This is a genomic window from Jeotgalicoccus saudimassiliensis (assembly GCF_000756715.1).
GTDB lineage: Bacteria > Bacillota > Bacilli > Staphylococcales > Salinicoccaceae > Jeotgalicoccus > Jeotgalicoccus saudimassiliensis.
Genome location: NZ_CCSE01000001.1, coordinates 274,898 through 292,580 on the forward strand (window position 1 = coordinate 274,898; position 17,683 = coordinate 292,580).

The 17,683-nt window shown below is 43.5% G+C and carries 13 protein-coding genes; all 13 read left to right on the top strand.

Annotated elements, in window-relative coordinates:
* Positions 1 to 598: 598 nt before the first annotated feature.
* The 13 genes from trpD (at position 599) to RZ44_RS01455 (ending at position 17,340) form a co-directional block, all read left to right on the top strand.
* Positions 599 to 1,642 carry an anthranilate phosphoribosyltransferase gene (gene trpD, locus RZ44_RS01395; protein ID WP_081962332.1) on the top strand — a complete coding sequence of 348 codons (1,044 nt, stop codon included), beginning with the start codon at positions 599 to 601 and terminating at the stop codon, positions 1,640 to 1,642.
* Entirely contained in the window at positions 1,639 to 2,415 is a 777-nt protein-coding gene (trpC, locus tag RZ44_RS01400) for an indole-3-glycerol phosphate synthase TrpC (RefSeq protein ID WP_035807642.1), read from the top strand. The genes trpD and trpC overlap by 4 nt, the downstream gene beginning before the upstream one ends.
* Positions 2,405 to 3,022: a phosphoribosylanthranilate isomerase gene (locus tag RZ44_RS01405; RefSeq protein WP_035807645.1), complete on the top strand. Its 618-nt coding sequence runs from the start codon at positions 2,405 to 2,407 to the stop codon at positions 3,020 to 3,022. The genes trpC and RZ44_RS01405 overlap by 11 nt, the downstream gene beginning before the upstream one ends.
* Positions 3,015 to 4,223, top strand: coding sequence for a tryptophan synthase subunit beta (gene trpB, locus RZ44_RS01410; protein WP_035807648.1), 1,209 nt, complete (start codon positions 3,015 to 3,017; stop codon positions 4,221 to 4,223). Before RZ44_RS01405 ends, trpB begins: the two co-directional genes overlap by 8 nt.
* Entirely contained in the window at positions 4,216 to 5,004 is a 789-nt protein-coding gene (gene trpA / locus RZ44_RS01415; protein WP_052108720.1) for a tryptophan synthase subunit alpha, read from the top strand. The genes trpB and trpA overlap by 8 nt, the downstream gene beginning before the upstream one ends.
* Before the next feature lie 112 nt (positions 5,005 to 5,116).
* Entirely contained in the window at positions 5,117 to 5,716 is a 600-nt protein-coding gene (locus tag RZ44_RS01420; RefSeq protein WP_035807649.1) for a TVP38/TMEM64 family protein, read from the top strand.
* A 12-nt stretch (positions 5,717 to 5,728) separates the two neighbouring features.
* Positions 5,729 to 6,259: a signal peptidase I gene (gene lepB, locus RZ44_RS01425; RefSeq protein WP_035807650.1), complete on the top strand. Its 531-nt coding sequence runs from the start codon at positions 5,729 to 5,731 to the stop codon at positions 6,257 to 6,259.
* A 71-nt stretch (positions 6,260 to 6,330) separates the two neighbouring features.
* Positions 6,331 to 9,810 carry a PD-(D/E)XK nuclease family protein gene (locus tag RZ44_RS01430; RefSeq protein ID WP_035807651.1) on the top strand — a complete coding sequence of 1,160 codons (3,480 nt, stop codon included), beginning with the start codon at positions 6,331 to 6,333 and terminating at the stop codon, positions 9,808 to 9,810.
* Positions 9,803 to 13,258 (top strand): helicase-exonuclease AddAB subunit AddA, encoded by a 3,456-nt coding sequence (addA, locus tag RZ44_RS01435; RefSeq protein ID WP_035807652.1) that lies wholly within the window; start codon positions 9,803 to 9,805, stop codon positions 13,256 to 13,258. Before RZ44_RS01430 ends, addA begins: the two co-directional genes overlap by 8 nt.
* Entirely contained in the window at positions 13,251 to 14,357 is a 1,107-nt protein-coding gene (locus tag RZ44_RS01440) for a DUF418 domain-containing protein (RefSeq protein ID WP_035807653.1), read from the top strand. The genes addA and RZ44_RS01440 overlap by 8 nt, the downstream gene beginning before the upstream one ends.
* A 50-nt stretch (positions 14,358 to 14,407) precedes the next feature.
* Complete coding sequence (locus RZ44_RS01445) at positions 14,408 to 15,298, top strand: fumarylacetoacetate hydrolase family protein (RefSeq protein WP_035807654.1); 891 nt, start codon at positions 14,408 to 14,410, stop codon at positions 15,296 to 15,298.
* Between the two features lie 54 nt (positions 15,299 to 15,352).
* Positions 15,353 to 15,739 (top strand): YisL family protein, encoded by a 387-nt coding sequence (locus RZ44_RS01450; protein ID WP_035807655.1) that lies wholly within the window; start codon positions 15,353 to 15,355, stop codon positions 15,737 to 15,739.
* 161 nt (positions 15,740 to 15,900) lie between these two features.
* Entirely contained in the window at positions 15,901 to 17,340 is a 1,440-nt protein-coding gene (locus tag RZ44_RS01455; RefSeq protein ID WP_052108721.1) for an alpha-amylase family glycosyl hydrolase, read from the top strand.
* Positions 17,341 to 17,683 lie beyond the last annotated feature (343 nt).

Here is a 17,683-nt window from a genome sequence, read left to right on the forward strand (position 1 = left end):
ATACAAATAATATAAAAATTTATTACATGTCTTAAACATTGTCGTACCAGTGTCTCGAACACACTATTAAGACTTAATTTTCTGATAAATTGAAAATATCCCTTGCATTTATAATTTTATGTTGTTAATATTAATATCAATTCGAGGGAAGAGTAGTAACATATTTCGATTTCATAGAGAGCCGGTGGTGCTGCAAACCGGTATGTCGTATATGCGAATGGACTTCTTTCATAAAACAATTTAATTAATATAACTTTTAATGAGTGGATCGGCTTCAACCGGTCAATATAGGTGGCACCGCGGCTCTCCGTCCTTAATATATATTTATATTAAGCATGGAGAGTTTTTTTATTACACTAATTTAATATCAGCAATTGGATATAGTAGCAGCAGTTTTACGTTTCACAGAGAGCCGGATTTGGTGGAAACCGGCAGCGTGTTCTGCAGTGAATTGGGTTCCGGTTTTAATTATTGCTCGGGTAATGCCGTTATGCATTAGAGCGAAGCGAATGCTTCAACAGAGGTGGTACCGCGGTTAACATCGTCCTCCATGACAGTTTTGTCATGGAGGATTTTTAATTTTAAGGAGGAATATATTATGACATTAAATATCACTACAGTAACTGAAACGGCAATGATGAAAGTACAGGAAGGCACTAATTTATCTTATAAAGAAATGCACGAATTTTTCACGGAAGTATTAAACGGCGGTGTTACGGATGACGAGCTGAGAGATTTCATCGTTGCTTTAAGCGACAAAGGTGAAACAGTCGATGAGATTACAGCGATTGCGGAAGTACTGAAGTCATATGCAAAAGATATTCCGAATGTAAACGATAAAGTGATGGACAACTGCGGGACAGGCGGCGACCGTTCACAGAGCTTTAACATCTCAACAACGTCCGCATTCGTGCTCGCAAGCTGCGGTGTGACAATTGCAAAACACGGCAACAAAAGTGTCACAAGCAAAACCGGAAGCTCTGACGTGCTGCAGGCACTGGGAGTGAATTTAGAATTTGATGCCGGCAGAGTGGCAGACGAACTTAACGAATCAAACATTACATTTTTAAGCGCTCCGCATGTACATCCTAAAATGGGTCAGATCATGAGAGTCAGACAGACGCTGAAACGTCCGACAGTGTTTAACTTTATCGGTCCGTGCATCAGCCCGCTGAATTTGGATTACCAGTTCCTCGGTATATACGACCGTGAAAAACTGATGACAATTACGCAGGTCTTAAAACGACTCGGCCGTGAAAATGCAGTGGTTATGAACGGAGCGGGACACATGGATGAAGCGACATTGCTCGGTGACAACCATCTCGTATTTTTACGCGGCGGTGAGATAGAAGAAGTCGTCCTTGATCCGACGGACTACGGCTTAACACTGTGTGACAAAACAGATATCGCAGGCGGCGACGGCAATGAAAATAAAGAGATACTTGAAGCGGTACTGAAAGGCACAGCGACGAGAGCACAACTAGAAACAGTGCTGCTGAACGCAGGTATCGGACTGTTTGTAGCAGACAAAGCGAATTCAATCGGTGCGGGCATCCAGCTCGCAAGAGAAGCAGTGGAAACAGGAAAAGCATATGCGAAACTGCAGGAAGTAATCCGTAATAATAAGGAGGCGGGACAATGACAATACTTGATGACATCGTTGAAGTAAAAAAACAGGAACTGCTGGATTATCCGACGGAAATTAAATTAATTACAAGAGAAAAACCGCTGGATTTTAAAGGCGGACTTGACGCTGACAACGGCATCGCTCTGATTAGTGAAGTGAAACGGGCTTCACCGTCACAGGGCGACATCAATAACATCATGGATCCGCTGGAACAGGCTGATGCATACGTGAGAGGCGGTGCGGATGCCATCAGTGTATTGACGGACAAACAGTTCTTTAAAGGCAGTTTTGACGATATGGAACGCGTTGCAAAAACGGTTGATGTTCCGGTACTGAACAAAGATTTTATAATCGACAGACGGCAGATTGACTGTGCATACAATCACGGAGCTGATATCGTGCTGCTGATCGTCACGATTCTCGATGACGGGACGCTCGCTGATTTATACAGCTATGCATCATCACTTGACTTAAATATTATCGTTGAAGTTCACGATGAAGAAGAGCTGAAACGTGCATTAAAGATTGCACCGGCAATTATCGGGATTAACAACAGAGATTTAAAAACGTTCACGGTCGATATCGGCAATACAGAACAGCTCCTTGCAAAATACGGCACGGATGACATTCACTTCATTGCCGAAAGCGGGATTCATACAGCGGAAGACGCACAGCGCATGCAACTCGCGGGCGCGTCGGGCATGCTGGTCGGAGAATCGCTGATGCGGTCTGACAGCATCGAAGATAAAATTCAGGAACTGAAAGCAGGTAAAGTACATGAAAGTTAAAATCTGCGGTATTAAAACAGTTGAAGAAGCACAGCTCGTTGCGAAAGAACGGCCGGATTTTATCGGTGTAGTACTCGCACCGAGTAAACGCCGGGTTAAGCTTCAGACAGTCAGGGAGATTACTGACAGTCTGAAAGGCACGGGAATCAAAGTAGTCGGTGTATATGTCAATCCGACGAAGGAAGAAGCAGATGCCGGATTAAATGAAGGCGGGCTCGATTATATACAGTTTCATGGAGATGAATCAAAAGAATTTGTAGAACAGTATAAAGGACATGCGATTAAGGCATTCCCGTCGAATTCGGAACTGTCCTACAGTGAACGCTTTGACTTTAAGGCGGATTATATACTGATCGACAGTCCGAGGGAGGAATATTACGGCGGCAGCGGCGTCACATTCAACTGGTCGGAACTGCCGCTTGAAACGATAGACCGTTCCAGACTTGCACTTGCGGGCGGATTAAACCCGGACAATATCGCTGAAGCGGCCGAACAGGTAAAACCTGCTTTAATCGATGTTTCCAGCGGTGTTGAAACCGGCGGGGAAAAAGATCCGGACAAAGTCAGAGCATTTATTAAAAATATAAGAGGTGGACACAATGACTGAAACTTATAAATTTCCGGGAACGGACGGTAAATTCGGTGAATTTGGCGGTACGTACGTTGCGGAATCATTAATTAATACATTGGAAGAATTAAAAGAGGCATATAAAGCGGCGCAGCAGAATCCCGAATTCCAAAGAGAATTCGATTATTTAATGAAAGAATATGTCGGACGCGAAAATCCCCTGTTTTATGCAGAACGTTTAACTGAAAAACTTGGCGGTGCAAAAATTTATTTAAAACGCGAGGATTTAAACCATACCGGTGCACATAAAATTAACAATGCCATCGGTCAGGGACTGTTAACAAAATACATGGGGAAAACAAAGATTATTGCTGAAACCGGTGCAGGACAGCACGGTGTCGCAACAGCAACTATCGCAGCATTACTGGGGCTGGAATGTAAAATTTTTATGGGTGCAAAAGATGCGGCGCGTCAGGAACTGAATGTTTTCCGTATGGAACTTCTCGGAGCGGAAGTGGTAAAAGTCGAACAGGGGACTGCAACGCTTAAAGATGCGGTCAATGAAACGATGAGATATTGGGTGCAGCATATGGAAGATACCCATTACGTGCTCGGATCAGTGCTCGGACCCCATCCCTTCCCGCAAATTGTCCGCGACTTCCAGAGTGTTATTTCAAAAGAGGCGAGAGCGCAGATTTTAGAAAAAGAAGGGCGTCTGCCGGATAAAGTTGTGGCATGTATCGGCGGCGGGAGCAACGCCATGGGTATGTTTTATAACTTTATCGAAGATAAAGAAGTGGAGCTGATCGGTGTTGAGGCAGCAGGAGACGGCATCGACAGCGGTAAAGTAGCTGCTGCGATTAACCGCGGCTCTGTCGGTATTGCGCATGGTGCGAAGATGCACATGCTGCAGGATGAAAACGGACAGCTGCAGGGAACGCATTCAATTTCCGCAGGGCTTGATTATCCGGGAATCGGACCGGAGCACAGCTTCCTGTTTAAGACAAAACGGGCGGATTACGAATATGCAACTGACGAAGAGGCACTGACAGCATTTCAGGAGCTCTCTAAAACAGAAGGTATTATCCCGGCTCTTGAAAGTTCACATGCGATTGCCCATGTGATGAAAATTGCACCGGAACTTCCAAAAGACGACATTATTATCGTTTGTCTGTCCGGACGCGGGGATAAGGATGTAGAAATGGTGAAAGCGGAACTGGAGGCGAGAAAAAATGACTAAAGCCCATATTAATGACATGTTCAATAAGCTGAATGAAACGGACGATAAGGCATTTATCGCGTATATGATGGCCGGGGACGGCGGCCTGGATAAACTGCCGGAGCAGATTAAAACATTGGAAAAAGCAGGTGTTGATCTCATTGAAATCGGCATCCCATTCAGTGACCCTGCTGCTGACGGTCCCGTCATTCAGGAAGCAGGAATCCGTGCGCTGAAAGAAAATGTAAGCCTCCGAGACATTCTGGATAAGCTGACTGAAATTAAAGACGACATCAATGTACCTTATGTACTCATGACATACTACAACCCTGTATTCAGCTATGGTCTTGAAGCATTCGCACAAGACGCACAGGCTGCCAATGTCAGCGGACTGATCGTACCGGATGTGCCGCTCGATGAAGAGCCGGAATTAAAAAATGCACTGACAGACACGGAACTTGCGATTATCCGTCTTGCGACACTGACAACGACAGATGAACGTCTGGAACAGCTCGTTGATGAGGCGGAAGGATTTATTTATGCGGTCACCGTGAACGGTGTGACAGGAAAACAGGCAGGCTACAGTGAAGAAGTATATGATAACCTCGCACGTATTAAAGAGAAGAGCGCTGTACCGGTCTGTGCCGGTTTCGGTATTACGTCCAGTGAAGCGGCAGAGGCACTCGGTGAACATTGCGACGGCGTAATCGTCGGATCGGCCATTGTCGAAATGCTCAATCGGAACGAGGAGGAAAACATTAAAAACCTGATTCCAAAAAAGCATGCTGCGCGTGCTAAATAACGATAAATCGTCACCGGTCGTGTTATAATAAATAAAAATAATCTGATATTCTATACTAAAAGACTATATTATTAATATAGTCTTTTAGTATTTTCTTAACGAGGGGAAACACTTGAACGAATTAATCGAACTATTGACGACTGAACAGGGAATTGAAGAGCTATTTCAAAGGTTTGAAGAGCTGGGTTTTATCGTTGGATTTCTGCTTGTGCTTATCGAGGCGTTCCTGCCGTTTTTACCGCTTGTCGTAATTGTGATTTTAAACATTAACTCATACGGCATTATCGTCGGATTTCTCGTCAGTTATACAGCGAGTGTCGCAGGCAGTTATCTGGTATTTCTGACAGTCAGAAATATTTTCAGAACACCGGCTCAGGCTTACATAGATAAGCATGAAAAGCTGCAGGTCATGCTCCGTTTTATCGATAAACGCGGATTTTCATTTTTGTTTGTACTGCTGTCGCTGCCGTTCACACCATCGTCGGTTGTCAACGTCATCACAGCTTTATCTAATATAAGAAGACATGTATACTTGTATATATTATTAGCGTCAAAATTTATTATGATTTTATCGATGACACTGGTCGGTTATGACATAACTTCATTCTTTAACTCACCGGTAAAACTTATCATCTCATTGGTATTTTTAACAGTATTGTACTTACTTTCCAAGTGGTATCAGAAATATCTGGAAAGCAAAATGAAAAAATAAGAGGTGTCATAATTGGCAAAAGAAATACGTGAATGGGCAGTAGCCATATTTATTGCGATCGTTGTCATTGCTGTAATCAGAATGTTTCTGTTCGTCACATTCGCAGTGGACGGGCTCAGTATGGATCCGACACTTGAAGACGGCGACAGAGTAGTAGTGAATAAATTTATATATGATATAGGCGAAGTGGAACAGGACGATGTAGTCGTGTTTGAATCCGGTCAGGATTCGGCGTATGTTAAACGTATTATCGGCGTGCCGGGAGATACTGTGGAAATGAAGGACAAAACTGTTTACTTAAACGGCGAGCCGCTGCAGGAAGATTACGTTACACACCGCGGTGAATCGTATATGGATAACTTCACATTAAGCGATCTTGGTGTTGAAGGAGAGGTTATTCCGGAAGGACACTACCTCGTTCTCGGGGACAATCGTCCAATCAGCCGTGACTCGCGGGACTTCGGTTTAATAACAGAGGCATCAATTATCGGCGAAGTCCAGCTCAGGTTCTGGCCGCTGAACGAAATCGCAATTGATTTTTAATTATAAATATTACTAAAAGGAGATATTAGTGAATCTAATATCTCCTTTATTCAAGTAAGGAGGCAGACAGAGTGGGTATTACTGTATGGACCGGTACGAGCGGTACCGGTAAAACGAGCAGAATGTTTAGTGAAATAGAAGAGTTAACGAAAGATTCACCACTTGGATCCAATATATATATTGTCACACCGACTCAGAATACGCTGAGTTACGAGCAGCTGATTACACAGCCGAAAGACGGCGTTGTGACCGGCAGCATGCGGACGAGTGTGTTCAGTTTCACACGTCTGATGTGGCACGTGTACAACGAACTGGGTCAGCCGGATAAAGAGTCGCTGTCTGAAGCGGGTCACGTAATGTTCATGCATAAGCTGATGAACGATATGAAGGAAAACCTGAATTACTACCACACTTCCGGCGGATACATAAAATTTTCGGAAAAGGTGCTCGACCAGATTACTGAGTTCAGAGCATACAGTGTCAGTCCGGAACATCTGGCAGAGCTCGAGTTTGAACGCGGCAGAACGACGGAAAAATATGAAGACTTAAATAAAATATACTCGATGTGGAGCGAACAGATCGACGGGTATAATATAGAAGATTTAAATATGATTCACAGCTTTATCGATACTATAAACCGTGCGGAGAATATACGGACGCTCGAAGGTGCGACGATTTATATCGACGGTTTCCATAACTTTACTGAAAGCGAGTTTGAGTTAATTTATGCACTGGAAAGTAAAGCAGCACAAATTAATCTGCTGTTAACCCACAGCAAGTCGGACGACAGTGAACAGTCGGCACGGGATATTATGCTGTTTCGAAAAACAGAAGCGGTCATCACGCGTCTGCAGGAAATGTTCGGTGAGCACTACGTTGAATTCCGTCATTTCGATGATGAGTTTCTGCGTGCGAAGAGTACCGGTCTGACACAGCTTGAGAAATATATAACGACAGGTAAGAAGATGACGAACTTCGACGGGATTACAATAACAGAATCACCATCCGTACAGGAGGAAGTCATTGAAGTTGCCCGGAACATCGAAACGCTCGTCAGGGAAAAAGGCGCGAAGTATTCGGATATCGGTATTTTATATCGTGATGCCGGCTACGAGGAACATATTAAAACGACATTTAAACGATTTAACATTTCCTATCATATGGATGCAGAACACTTTATGCACTGTAACCCGTTTACCCAGCTTATTATTGCACTGCTCGAATGCTACAAAAGCAGATTCCAGAGTTCGGCATTCCTGAACGTGCTGAAGACCGGATATTTAAACACCGGCCATGACGACCGGCTGCTCGCTCATCTTGAAAATATTATTATCGAACGGGGTCTGACAGGCAGCGAACTGTTTGACGATGAACGCTTTGCGATTGAATACAGACTGGATGCTGAAGGTCTGATTGACCGTATTGATAATACCGAATCCCTTAAAGAAATGATCGACTATAAAAATGCGAAACTCGGTCAGCTGCAATCATTCTTTAACGCATTGAACGACGGCGAAACAGTCAGGGATTACGTCAGTGCGATTTACAGCTTTATTACAGATAACGGGATACTGATCAGACTGGAAGACGAAATTCATGAACTGGAAGAAACCGATGTCCGTCTCCGGAACGAGACGGAGCAGTCCTTTAATTTGTTTATCCGGCTGCTGGATGACAGCTACACGGTATTTAAAGACGTGAAAACACCATTCTCACTGTTCTATGAAACGTTTATCGAAGGATTGAAATCGGCAACATTCAATACGAGACCGGCAACGATTGATCAGGTCATTATCGGTCTGATGGACCTTGCGAAAGTAGAGAACAAAAAATATATATTTATACTGGGAATGAACTATAACGTAATGCCTCAGGAATCACGCAGCACGTCAATTGTTACAGACGAAGAAAAACTCGTCCTTAGTGCGCGGGGCATTACACTGTCACCGAGTGCCCGGACGCTTGCGCAGGATGAGCGGTTTGTCTTTTATCTCGGTGTAACACGCCCGACAGACGAACTTTTCATCAGCTGGTCGTCGACACTGCAAAATAAAGAAGCAACAAAAATCAGTCCGTTCGTCGCGGAATTTTTACCGGACGAAGATGAAAACGTGCTGAACTATACGTACAGAAAGACAGCGCATTACGATGTGAACAATTCGATACGCCTGATTTCGAGTATCCGCAGCATGGAGGCACTGGAACACTTTAAACTGCGCCAGCTGATGTCGACTGACAAAGCATATCTCGAAGATTTAAGCACTGTACCGCAGTACAGACATTTTCTTTCCGTGTATCAGCTGTTGAAAGCAGGGGACAGACAGACGGTCATTAAACGACTGACCCGCAATCTGACATACGATAACAAAGCGCAGAAATTGACAAATGAAACTGCAGAAGCACTATACGGTCCGGAAATGAAAGCCAGCGTGTCCCGTTTTCAGTCGTATTTCAACTGCAGCTTTCAGCATTTTTCAAACTACGGCTTAAAATTGAATGTCCGTCAGAACTACACGGTAAGACCGCTTGAAATTGGTAACCTGTATCACAATGCACTTGAAAAAGTCGCAGTGGATCTCGGTATGACGTTAAACCACGCGGACGACAAGATTAAGAATGCCGTTAAAAATGCAGTGGAGACTGTACTCAGAACGATCAGCTACGGTATATTCGAACGTTCGGAGTATTATTTATCGCTGAAAGAAAAAGCGGTGCAGGCAATTACAACGACACTTCTTTTTATGAAAGATATCGAGCTTCTCGGCAACTATAAGATGACGCTCATTGAAGCGGTTTTCGGGGAAAAATCCGATGATCTTGGGGAACTGGCTCTCGAAAGTCCAAACGGAAAAAAAGTTATTCTGCGCGGTAAAATTGACAGAGTCGATACGTTCCATAAAGACGGCAAAGTATACGTCAATATTATCGACTATAAATCGAGCGCCAGAGATTTAAGAAAATCCGATGTGCTGAACGGCGTGGAACTGCAGATAATTACGTATATGTACGTTCTGATGAATAAAGCTGAAACGCTGATTGGCGGTGAAGTTGTACCGAACTCGATGCTGTTTTACCACGTCAATGAACCGAAAGTGAAAGCGGAAGACGCTGAAACGGCGTACAAAGAACGTCAGAATGCATTGAAACCGAAAGGGCTTTTCGTTGCGGACAGAACGACGTCAAACATCGATGGAAACAGAGGGCTTGAGAATTTAATTACAGAGACTGAAAATATTAATGAATACTTCCCTTTGAAAGAGAAAAAAGACGGTACGTTTGATAATCATTCGAAAAAACGTGTATTGTCTGAAGACATGTTTCAACATTATTCAGCGTACGTAATGGAGAAATTTAAAACGGCAACGGATGAAATATATGAAGGCAGCACGCTTGCCAATCCAATCGAAACGAACGGCGGACTGCCGTGTCAGTTCTGCGACTTTAAAGCAGCATGCCATATCGATAAATTAATAAATGCAGAAGACTACCGGACGAACAGAATTACTGATGATGACATAGAAGCATTTGAAAGTGAGGTGCAGAATGGTTAAATTTACCGAAGCACAGAGTATGGCAATCAATACGAAAGGTTCGGATATTTTAGTGTCCGCCGCGGCCGGTTCCGGGAAAACCGCGGTACTGGTTGAACGTATTAAACAGAATATTATCGACGGCAACTATTCCATCGATGAAGTGTTCGTATCGACATTTACGAACAAAAGTGCCAAAGACATGAAGGACAAAATCGAACGGGCACTCCGTCAGACGTACAATGAGACACCTGATCCACGGCTGAACGATGAGATTATTAAACTGAACGATGCACATATATCAACGCTGCACAGTTTCTGTTTATATTTAATCCAGACGCACTATAACGCTGTCGGGCTGCCGCCGGATATGCGTACACTCGGTCAGGTCGAAACAGAAATCCGGCTGCAGAATATTATTACCGCCGTACTTGAGGAGTTTTATATTGCAGCTGATGAAGACTTCCTGAAACTCGACCAGTTCGTAACGAGCAACAAAGACAACAGCGCACTGCACAAACTCGTGACACAGCTTTACCATGTCGCCATTGCGACGAAGGAACCGATGAATTTTCTTAACGGCATGACAGATCAGTATATTACGGACCAAAAGCTTGAAGAGATACTCGGAAGTTACAGGGCGGTTATTGGACGCAGGCTGAGAAAGCTCGATCAGGACCTTTATATTCTTAAGACGGAATACGATAATGCCGAACGCGATGAGGAATTAAAAGAAAAAGCAATTGACGATGCATATGAAAAACTGGCGGTAATGCATAAATATGTGACTGGGGCACTCGAATCATTCAGTACAGAAGGCAGTTTTAAACTGCCGGCTGCCAAACTGGTAACAGGAGCGAATGCATTTATTAAAAGTGCAACGGCATACGGTAATGATTTAAATGACCGTTATAACAAACCGGCCAATACACTGTATCAGGAACTCAGTAAAGTGACGCAGTATACTCATGAGGACGTTAAAGCGGAACTCGCACCGTTAAACGGCATGAACAACCAGCTGATTAATATCGCAAAAGAAGTTATTGAGGCATACAGAAAAGACAAACAGTCGGCCAATGAGATGGACTTTAACGACTATGAGCATTATGCACTCGATATTCTTACGGCGAATGACAATGAAATCGCGGAACGTTACAAAGAACAGTTTAAGGAAATAATGATCGATGAGTATCAGGATATTAACAGGGTGCAGGAAGCGATTATCCAGCTGCTGAAATCAGGAGATGAACACGACGGTAACCTGTTTATGGTAGGGGATGTCAAACAGTCCATTTACCGTTTCAGACAGGCGGCACCGGACTTATTTATCGATAAAAGCGAACGCTTCAATCATGCGGACAGCGGCAGGCTGATTCAGCTGAACAGAAACTTCCGTTCGCGCAGTGAGATACTCGATGCAACAAATTTAATATTTGAAAATATTATGGATAAAAATCTCGGTGAAATTGAATATACCGACGAAGAAAAATTAATTAAAGGCATTGAAGCAGCAGAGCCGGAATCTCCGGTAGAAGTGCTGCCGGTCATTTATGATAAAAATTTAAAGTCTGCCGATGCAGATGAGCTGGAAATTAAACAGATTGTTAAACTTGTGCAGGAATTGTATAAAAAAGGTGCGTCGTATCAGGATATCGTTATTTTAAACCGCAACCGTTTTGCACCGGATATAATGCGTCATGAATTCCAAAAGGCAGATATTCCAATCAGTATCGATGTTAATAAAGGCTATTTTGAAACGTTTGAGATTTTAACGATGCGGAGCATTTTATCGCTGATTGACAACCCGCTGCAGGATGATCATCTTGCAGGTGTCATGAGACTGCCGATGTTCGGCTTCAGCGAAGAGGAAATAGCGGAAATCCGTATTTCATCCGATGAAAAATATCTCTATGAAGCGCTGACGGAATACAGCGGCAAGGAACAGATAATGAGGAAAATCGAAGAATTCACCGGCACATTTAAAGAACTGAAACTTCATGCGAAATACTTAAGTGTGCCGGAACTCATTGCTGAGATTTTCTTTGAGCTGAACATACTGGAGTTCTTCAGCGGCCTGCCCGGCGGTTCTGCAAGACGCGCCAACTTAAACGGACTGATCGACAGGGCGTTGGAGTTCCAGTCGATGAACAATACGAGTCTGTATCAGTTTATCAGTTATATTGATTTTCTGATTTCAGAAGGTAAGGATTTCGGTGAGGAAGGCCCGCTTGAAAACACGGATGACGCGGTGCGTGTGATGACGGTGCACAGTTCAAAAGGGCTCGAGTTTAAGCACGTTATTTACGCAGATCTGAAGCAGAATTTTACACTGACGAAAGTAACCCGTGTGTACGTCCATCCGAAGCTCGGTATCGTATTCAACAACTTTAATGATGAATTAAACTATCATTACGACAGCATTCACGGCTTTACTGCCAACGACTTTCTGACCATCGAACAGCTGAGCGAGGAACTCCGTCTGATTTACGTTGCACTCACGAGGGCAGAGGAGAAACTTTACCTGCCGCTTATGTTTAAAGGCGAAGAGGAATACAAGTATGATTTCAGCAGAATGGAAAAGCCGTCATTTGAAACACGTGCGGAACTGAAGTCGGCAATGGATTTCCTTGCGCCTGTCCTCATGCAGTCGAGTGCACCTTTTATCGAAGTGAAGGAAGCGGAAATCACGGATGGTGAAGAGAACGAACGTACTGAATACGCCGGACTGTCAGATATCGATGCGCTGAATGCTGATATTATACCGGAAGTCCGGGAGCGTCTCTTTTACAATTATCCGAATCAGGATGATGCCGAAGTGACGACGAAGGAATCGGTCACATCGATTAAACGCCGGAACGAAACAATTCCGGACGGTGCAGAGTATATCAGTCATACAAGTGAAGTGAAGCTGCGTGAGCCGAACTTCCTCGGCGATTCACTGGAAGCACCTGTTTTCGGGACAATTATGCACGAGATGATGATGCATATTATGCACCAGTGGCAGACGCTGAGCGTAATGGATGAAGCCGCGAGAACCGCTTATATCGATACGCTGATCGATAACTACAGCGCTAATTATGAACTGCTGAGCAGTGTTCACATTAAGAAGATGAAAGAAAATGCAGCACGGTTTTTCAATGATGAAATGATGAATGGCCTGTTAAATACACAAAAAGGCATTCATACAGAGCTGCCGTTTATAATGAGTCAGGAAGCAATCGGTTACGCCGAGCATCCGGAGCAGATAGTGCAGGGGATTATCGACTGTCTGCTGGAATATGACGACCGTTATATTATTATTGACTATAAAACTGACCGTGTAAAAGGAACGGACTTAACCGCTTCAGACCTTGCCGGACGCTACAGCACGCAGATGGATATCTACACGAAATCGGCGCAGGTATCGCTTGGAAAACCTGTGACAGCCGTACTTTACTTTTTTGATTATGGGGCGATTCCAGTTGAATGATTCAAACAGACATATTTATTTTATCGGCGGTACAGCGCTGAGTTTACTATTTTTATACAGCGGCCTGTTTTACATGATGCCGCTGCACGAAATCAATCCGTTCGAATATTTTTTCGGACGAGACCTGAATGTTTATAATATCGTGGATATTATTACAGGCGGCTCGATATTGCCGCTCATCAGCATTATTACGGGCTATATAATCAGCCAGTACAGTTACAAAGGCAAAAAGCATATTGCCAAAGTACTGGCATTTATGATGCTTATCCTGCTTTTAAATACAGTGCTGATCTTCGGCTTTGATAAAATGCCCTATGTGATTTTAACAGCATTTATCGGTTTGTTCTTTGTCGGGCGTCACTGGATTATTTCACTTGCTGCATCGCTGGCACTGTTTGCACTGCATTTAATGTTCAACGTTGTACTGGAAATAATATCCGGGCTGAATTCCAACATTCAGCATATGTATTCGGGCATTCAGCGTGTGAATGAATTTATCAGCACATACAGAAGCAGCGATTATTTATCCATGGTGAATATGAACGTGGATATACTTTCAGGAGCCGGTGCAGAATCGCTGTACAGTGCACTCTTTATCATTTTGCCGTCAATTCTGCTCGGTGTGGCCCTGAAAGAGCTGGACTTTACAACTTTCATTAAGGACAGCCCGTTTCTCAGTGCCGGTATTATAATGGCGCTTCTTGCAGGCGGTATTGCGACGAAACTGCTGCAGGTACTTTCACTGGGAACAATTACAGGAGAAACGCTCGGTGAAGGATTCGGCGGACCGGTTACAGCAATCGGGTACTTTATGATTCTGGCATATATTGCAGACAGTCTGCCAAAGCCGGTATTCGAAGTATTTTATAACCTCGGTAAATATGGATTAACTTCATATATAATATTCAATATTCTTATGATGTTTATCTTCTACGGTTTCGGTCTCGCATTGTATGGACAAATATCAGTACAGATGCTTATATTAATCGTTGCAGCACTTTATGTACTGCTTATGATTCTTATGAATCTTGCGGCAAAATTTAATATTCCGTTACTGGAACAGACTTTTCAGACAAATAAGAAAATGAGACGGGAATAATTAAATAATGTTTGTTATACTGTATGAAAGAAAACAAAGGAGATTGTCCAATGAAATTTTTAACTTTTGAGTATCAAGACAAGAATTATTATGGTGTCAAAGTAAAACGTGAAGACAGTGCGTGGATTATTCCGCGTTTATTCCAGGATTTCAGCGATGTTAAAGATTATCCGAGAACATTGCTTGAAGGTATTACTGAGTACCACACATTGGATTTTCAGGAACTTGTCAGAAAGCTCGTTGAAAGTGCAGAAGCATCTGACAATGCTGAACAGTATAAAGCACCATTTGAAGAAATTAATATACTTGCACCGGTGAAACCGCCGAATAATACTATCGGTTTCGGACGCAATTTCAAAGCTCACGCAGAAGAGATGAACAATGAAGTTGAACTGTATGTATTCACAAAAGCGAATTCAAGCCTAGTCGGTGATGAGGATACAATTTCTGATTTCAGCGAACTGACTGAACAGCTGGACTATGAAGGGGAGCTCGGTGTTGTTATCGGGAAAGAAGCAAAAAACATAGACAGCTCAATGGCATTTGATCACATTTACGGTTATACAATCGTTAATGATATATCAGCAAGAGAACTGCAGAAGTCACACAAACAGGCATTCTTATCGAAGAGCCTTGCAACTCCAATGGGACCTTATATCGTAACTAAAGATGAGATTCCAAATCCGCAAAACACGACAATCGTTACTAAAGTGAACGATGAAATCCGTCAGGACGGCAGCACGTCACTGATGGTAAGAAAAATTGATGAAATGATAGCGGAGCTTTCCAGATATGTAACTCTGGAACCGGGTGATGTCATTGCAACAGGTACACCAGCAGGTGTCGGTGCAGGCATGGATCCCGCAGGATTCCTGAAATCAGGAGATACGGTACGTATTTCTATAGACGGAATTGGCACTTTAACGACACACATTGAGTAAAGATTCCATGATATAATACTACAGTAATCATTAATGTAGAGGGGGAATCAGACTGTGTTACATTTACACTTAACAGCTATTATTGTCGCAGTTATTTTATTTATCGCTGTTTACGGTATGTACAAGAAGAACAATACCCGCGATAACAAAGCTGCGTTCATAACGCATATGGTATTAAGAGTGTTCTATCTGATTGTACTGTTCAGCGGACTTATGGTTTATGTCGGCAACATGGAGGGAATCAGCAACTCCGGCGGTCACATGACATACGGCATTAAAGTTCTGCTTGGTATTCTTACTATCGGATTCATGGAAATGGCGATTGTAAGACTTAAGAAAAACTCTGCAAAAGCAACTGTACTTATGGTCATTTGTCTTGCAGTAATTATCGCAACAGTTATTATGGGTGCTACGCTGCCGCTTGGCATGCTCAGCTTCTAAACTGTATACTGAATGGCAAAGCCGGTCTGTTATATATTAACGGGCCGGCTTTTTATATTTCGTGTTAAAATAAAATTTATGAACAATTAGTGAAACGAAGAACTAATGATGTGAAGTTTAGTATACTGATTATTATACGAAGTAAAAGGTAGGATAAAATTATGAAGAAAATGCTAGCGTTTATGAGCACGGTTCTGGCAGTGCTGTTTATGAGCACGGGTCCTGTATCAGCTGAAGAAAATACATATGACAGAATTTATATGATTACTGTCGACCGCTTTTTAAATAATAATACGTCAAATGATATCGGCGTAACTGCAGACGGTGATCCGTACTACCCGTTCGGCGGGGACTTTGACGGGGTTAAACCGTATCTTGAATACATTAAGGATATGGGATTCAACACGGTTATGCTGTCACCTGTAACAGAACGCGCTGAAGATGACTATCTCGGATACGACGTCACAGACTACGGTGCAATCTCTGAAGCATACGGCAGCCCGGAAGACTTCAACAATCTTATCGGTGAAGCACATGAACTGGATATGAAAGTAATCGTTGATATGCCCGCAGTGGCAACAGATGATTATACAGCACTTGAATCACCTGTATTCAACGACGTGCAGGCGGACTACTACGAGGATATCGGTAGAGAGATTATCGATTTGAACGATGCGGATAACCAGGAAACATACCGGGCGATGGTCCAGAACTTTATCGATACTTACGATGTTGACGGTATCAGCATGTTTGTGAACCAGGACGGTTTAAATGCAGAGGAATTCATGCCTGAAGGCATTGAAACCTACGGAATTTTATCGACTGGGGAACTGACGTCCGAAGGATTTGATACGACAGCATCAGAACAATTCAGAGCTGAACTTGCAGAAACATACGGTGGAATTAACCAGGATATTCCTGAATTCCCGGAAGATCAACAATTGATTATGGCCGATCACTGGTTCTCTGAGCGCTTCACTCATCACGCGGCAGAACAGAACATGTTCCCGGGTACGAGAGTCCAGCAGCTGGTGAATTATTTATACGCATACCGTGGACCAATTGCTATGACATATGGTACAGAAGTTGCGTTTAACGGTTCAGAATATCCGGAAGTACACCCGCAGATGGACTTCCGAAGCGATAAAGAAGTCATCGAATTCATGGAGAATATCGCAGTCGTTTACCGCAACCATGAAATTATGCAGTCTCCCGAATCAGAAACTGAAACGATATTAAACGAAGCGGGACAGTACCTCGTTAAGTACTACACGGACGACGTGGACTACCTGCTCAATATTAACAACACGACAGAAACACAATCCAATACACTTAAACAGACAGCAGAAGAAGAAGGCAAAGTACTGAGCGGAATGCTTATCGGAGATATGATCCGCCCGCACGAGGGCGAATTCATCGCAGTACTCGACAGAGAAGAAACAGAACTGTATTCAATCATCGATGAGGCAGGATTCAACAACGGTTATCTTTACGCAGCAGTACTCATCTTTGGTATCTTCGCAGTATTCGTCTGGGTTGCCGCAAGCCGCAGTAAAAAAGCGAGACTGCAAAGAGAACAAAACGAACAAAATAATAAGTAATTTATAGATTGTGAGCGCACTCCCCGGATTGGGAGTGCGTTTTTTTGTCTGCGGAAGACTGGTGTGAGTGTGCTAGGGGTGAGGAGCGTTGCCGGATGACAACGGCAGTTCCCCGTTGTGAATCGAGCAGTCTCGGATGACAACGGCAGTTCCCCGTTGTGAATCGAGCAGTCTCGGATGACAACGGCAGTTCCCCGTTGTGAATCGAGCGTTGCGGGATGACAACGGCAGTTCCCCGTTGTGAATCGAGCAGTCCCGAATGACAACGGCGGTTTCCCGTTGTGAATCGAGCGGTCTCGGATGACAACGGCGGTTTCCCGTTGTGAATCGAGCAGTCCCGAAT

Bases quoted from the DNA above. Each gene is read 5' to 3' on its own strand.
- trpD (WP_081962332.1), top strand. From the start codon at position 599: ATGACATTAAATATCACTACAGTAACTGAAACGGCAATGATGAAAGTA.
- trpC (WP_035807642.1), top strand. From the start codon at position 1,639: ATGACAATACTTGATGACATCGTTGAAGTAAAAAAACAGGAACTGCTG.
- RZ44_RS01405 (WP_035807645.1), top strand. From the start codon at position 2,405: ATGAAAGTTAAAATCTGCGGTATTAAAACAGTTGAAGAAGCACAGCTC.
- trpB (WP_035807648.1), top strand. From the start codon at position 3,015: ATGACTGAAACTTATAAATTTCCGGGAACGGACGGTAAATTCGGTGAA.
- trpA (WP_052108720.1), top strand. From the start codon at position 4,216: ATGACTAAAGCCCATATTAATGACATGTTCAATAAGCTGAATGAAACG.
- addA (WP_035807652.1), top strand. From the start codon at position 9,803: ATGGTTAAATTTACCGAAGCACAGAGTATGGCAATCAATACGAAAGGT.
- RZ44_RS01445 (WP_035807654.1), top strand. From the start codon at position 14,408: ATGAAATTTTTAACTTTTGAGTATCAAGACAAGAATTATTATGGTGTC.
- RZ44_RS01455 (WP_052108721.1), top strand. From the start codon at position 15,901: ATGAAGAAAATGCTAGCGTTTATGAGCACGGTTCTGGCAGTGCTGTTT.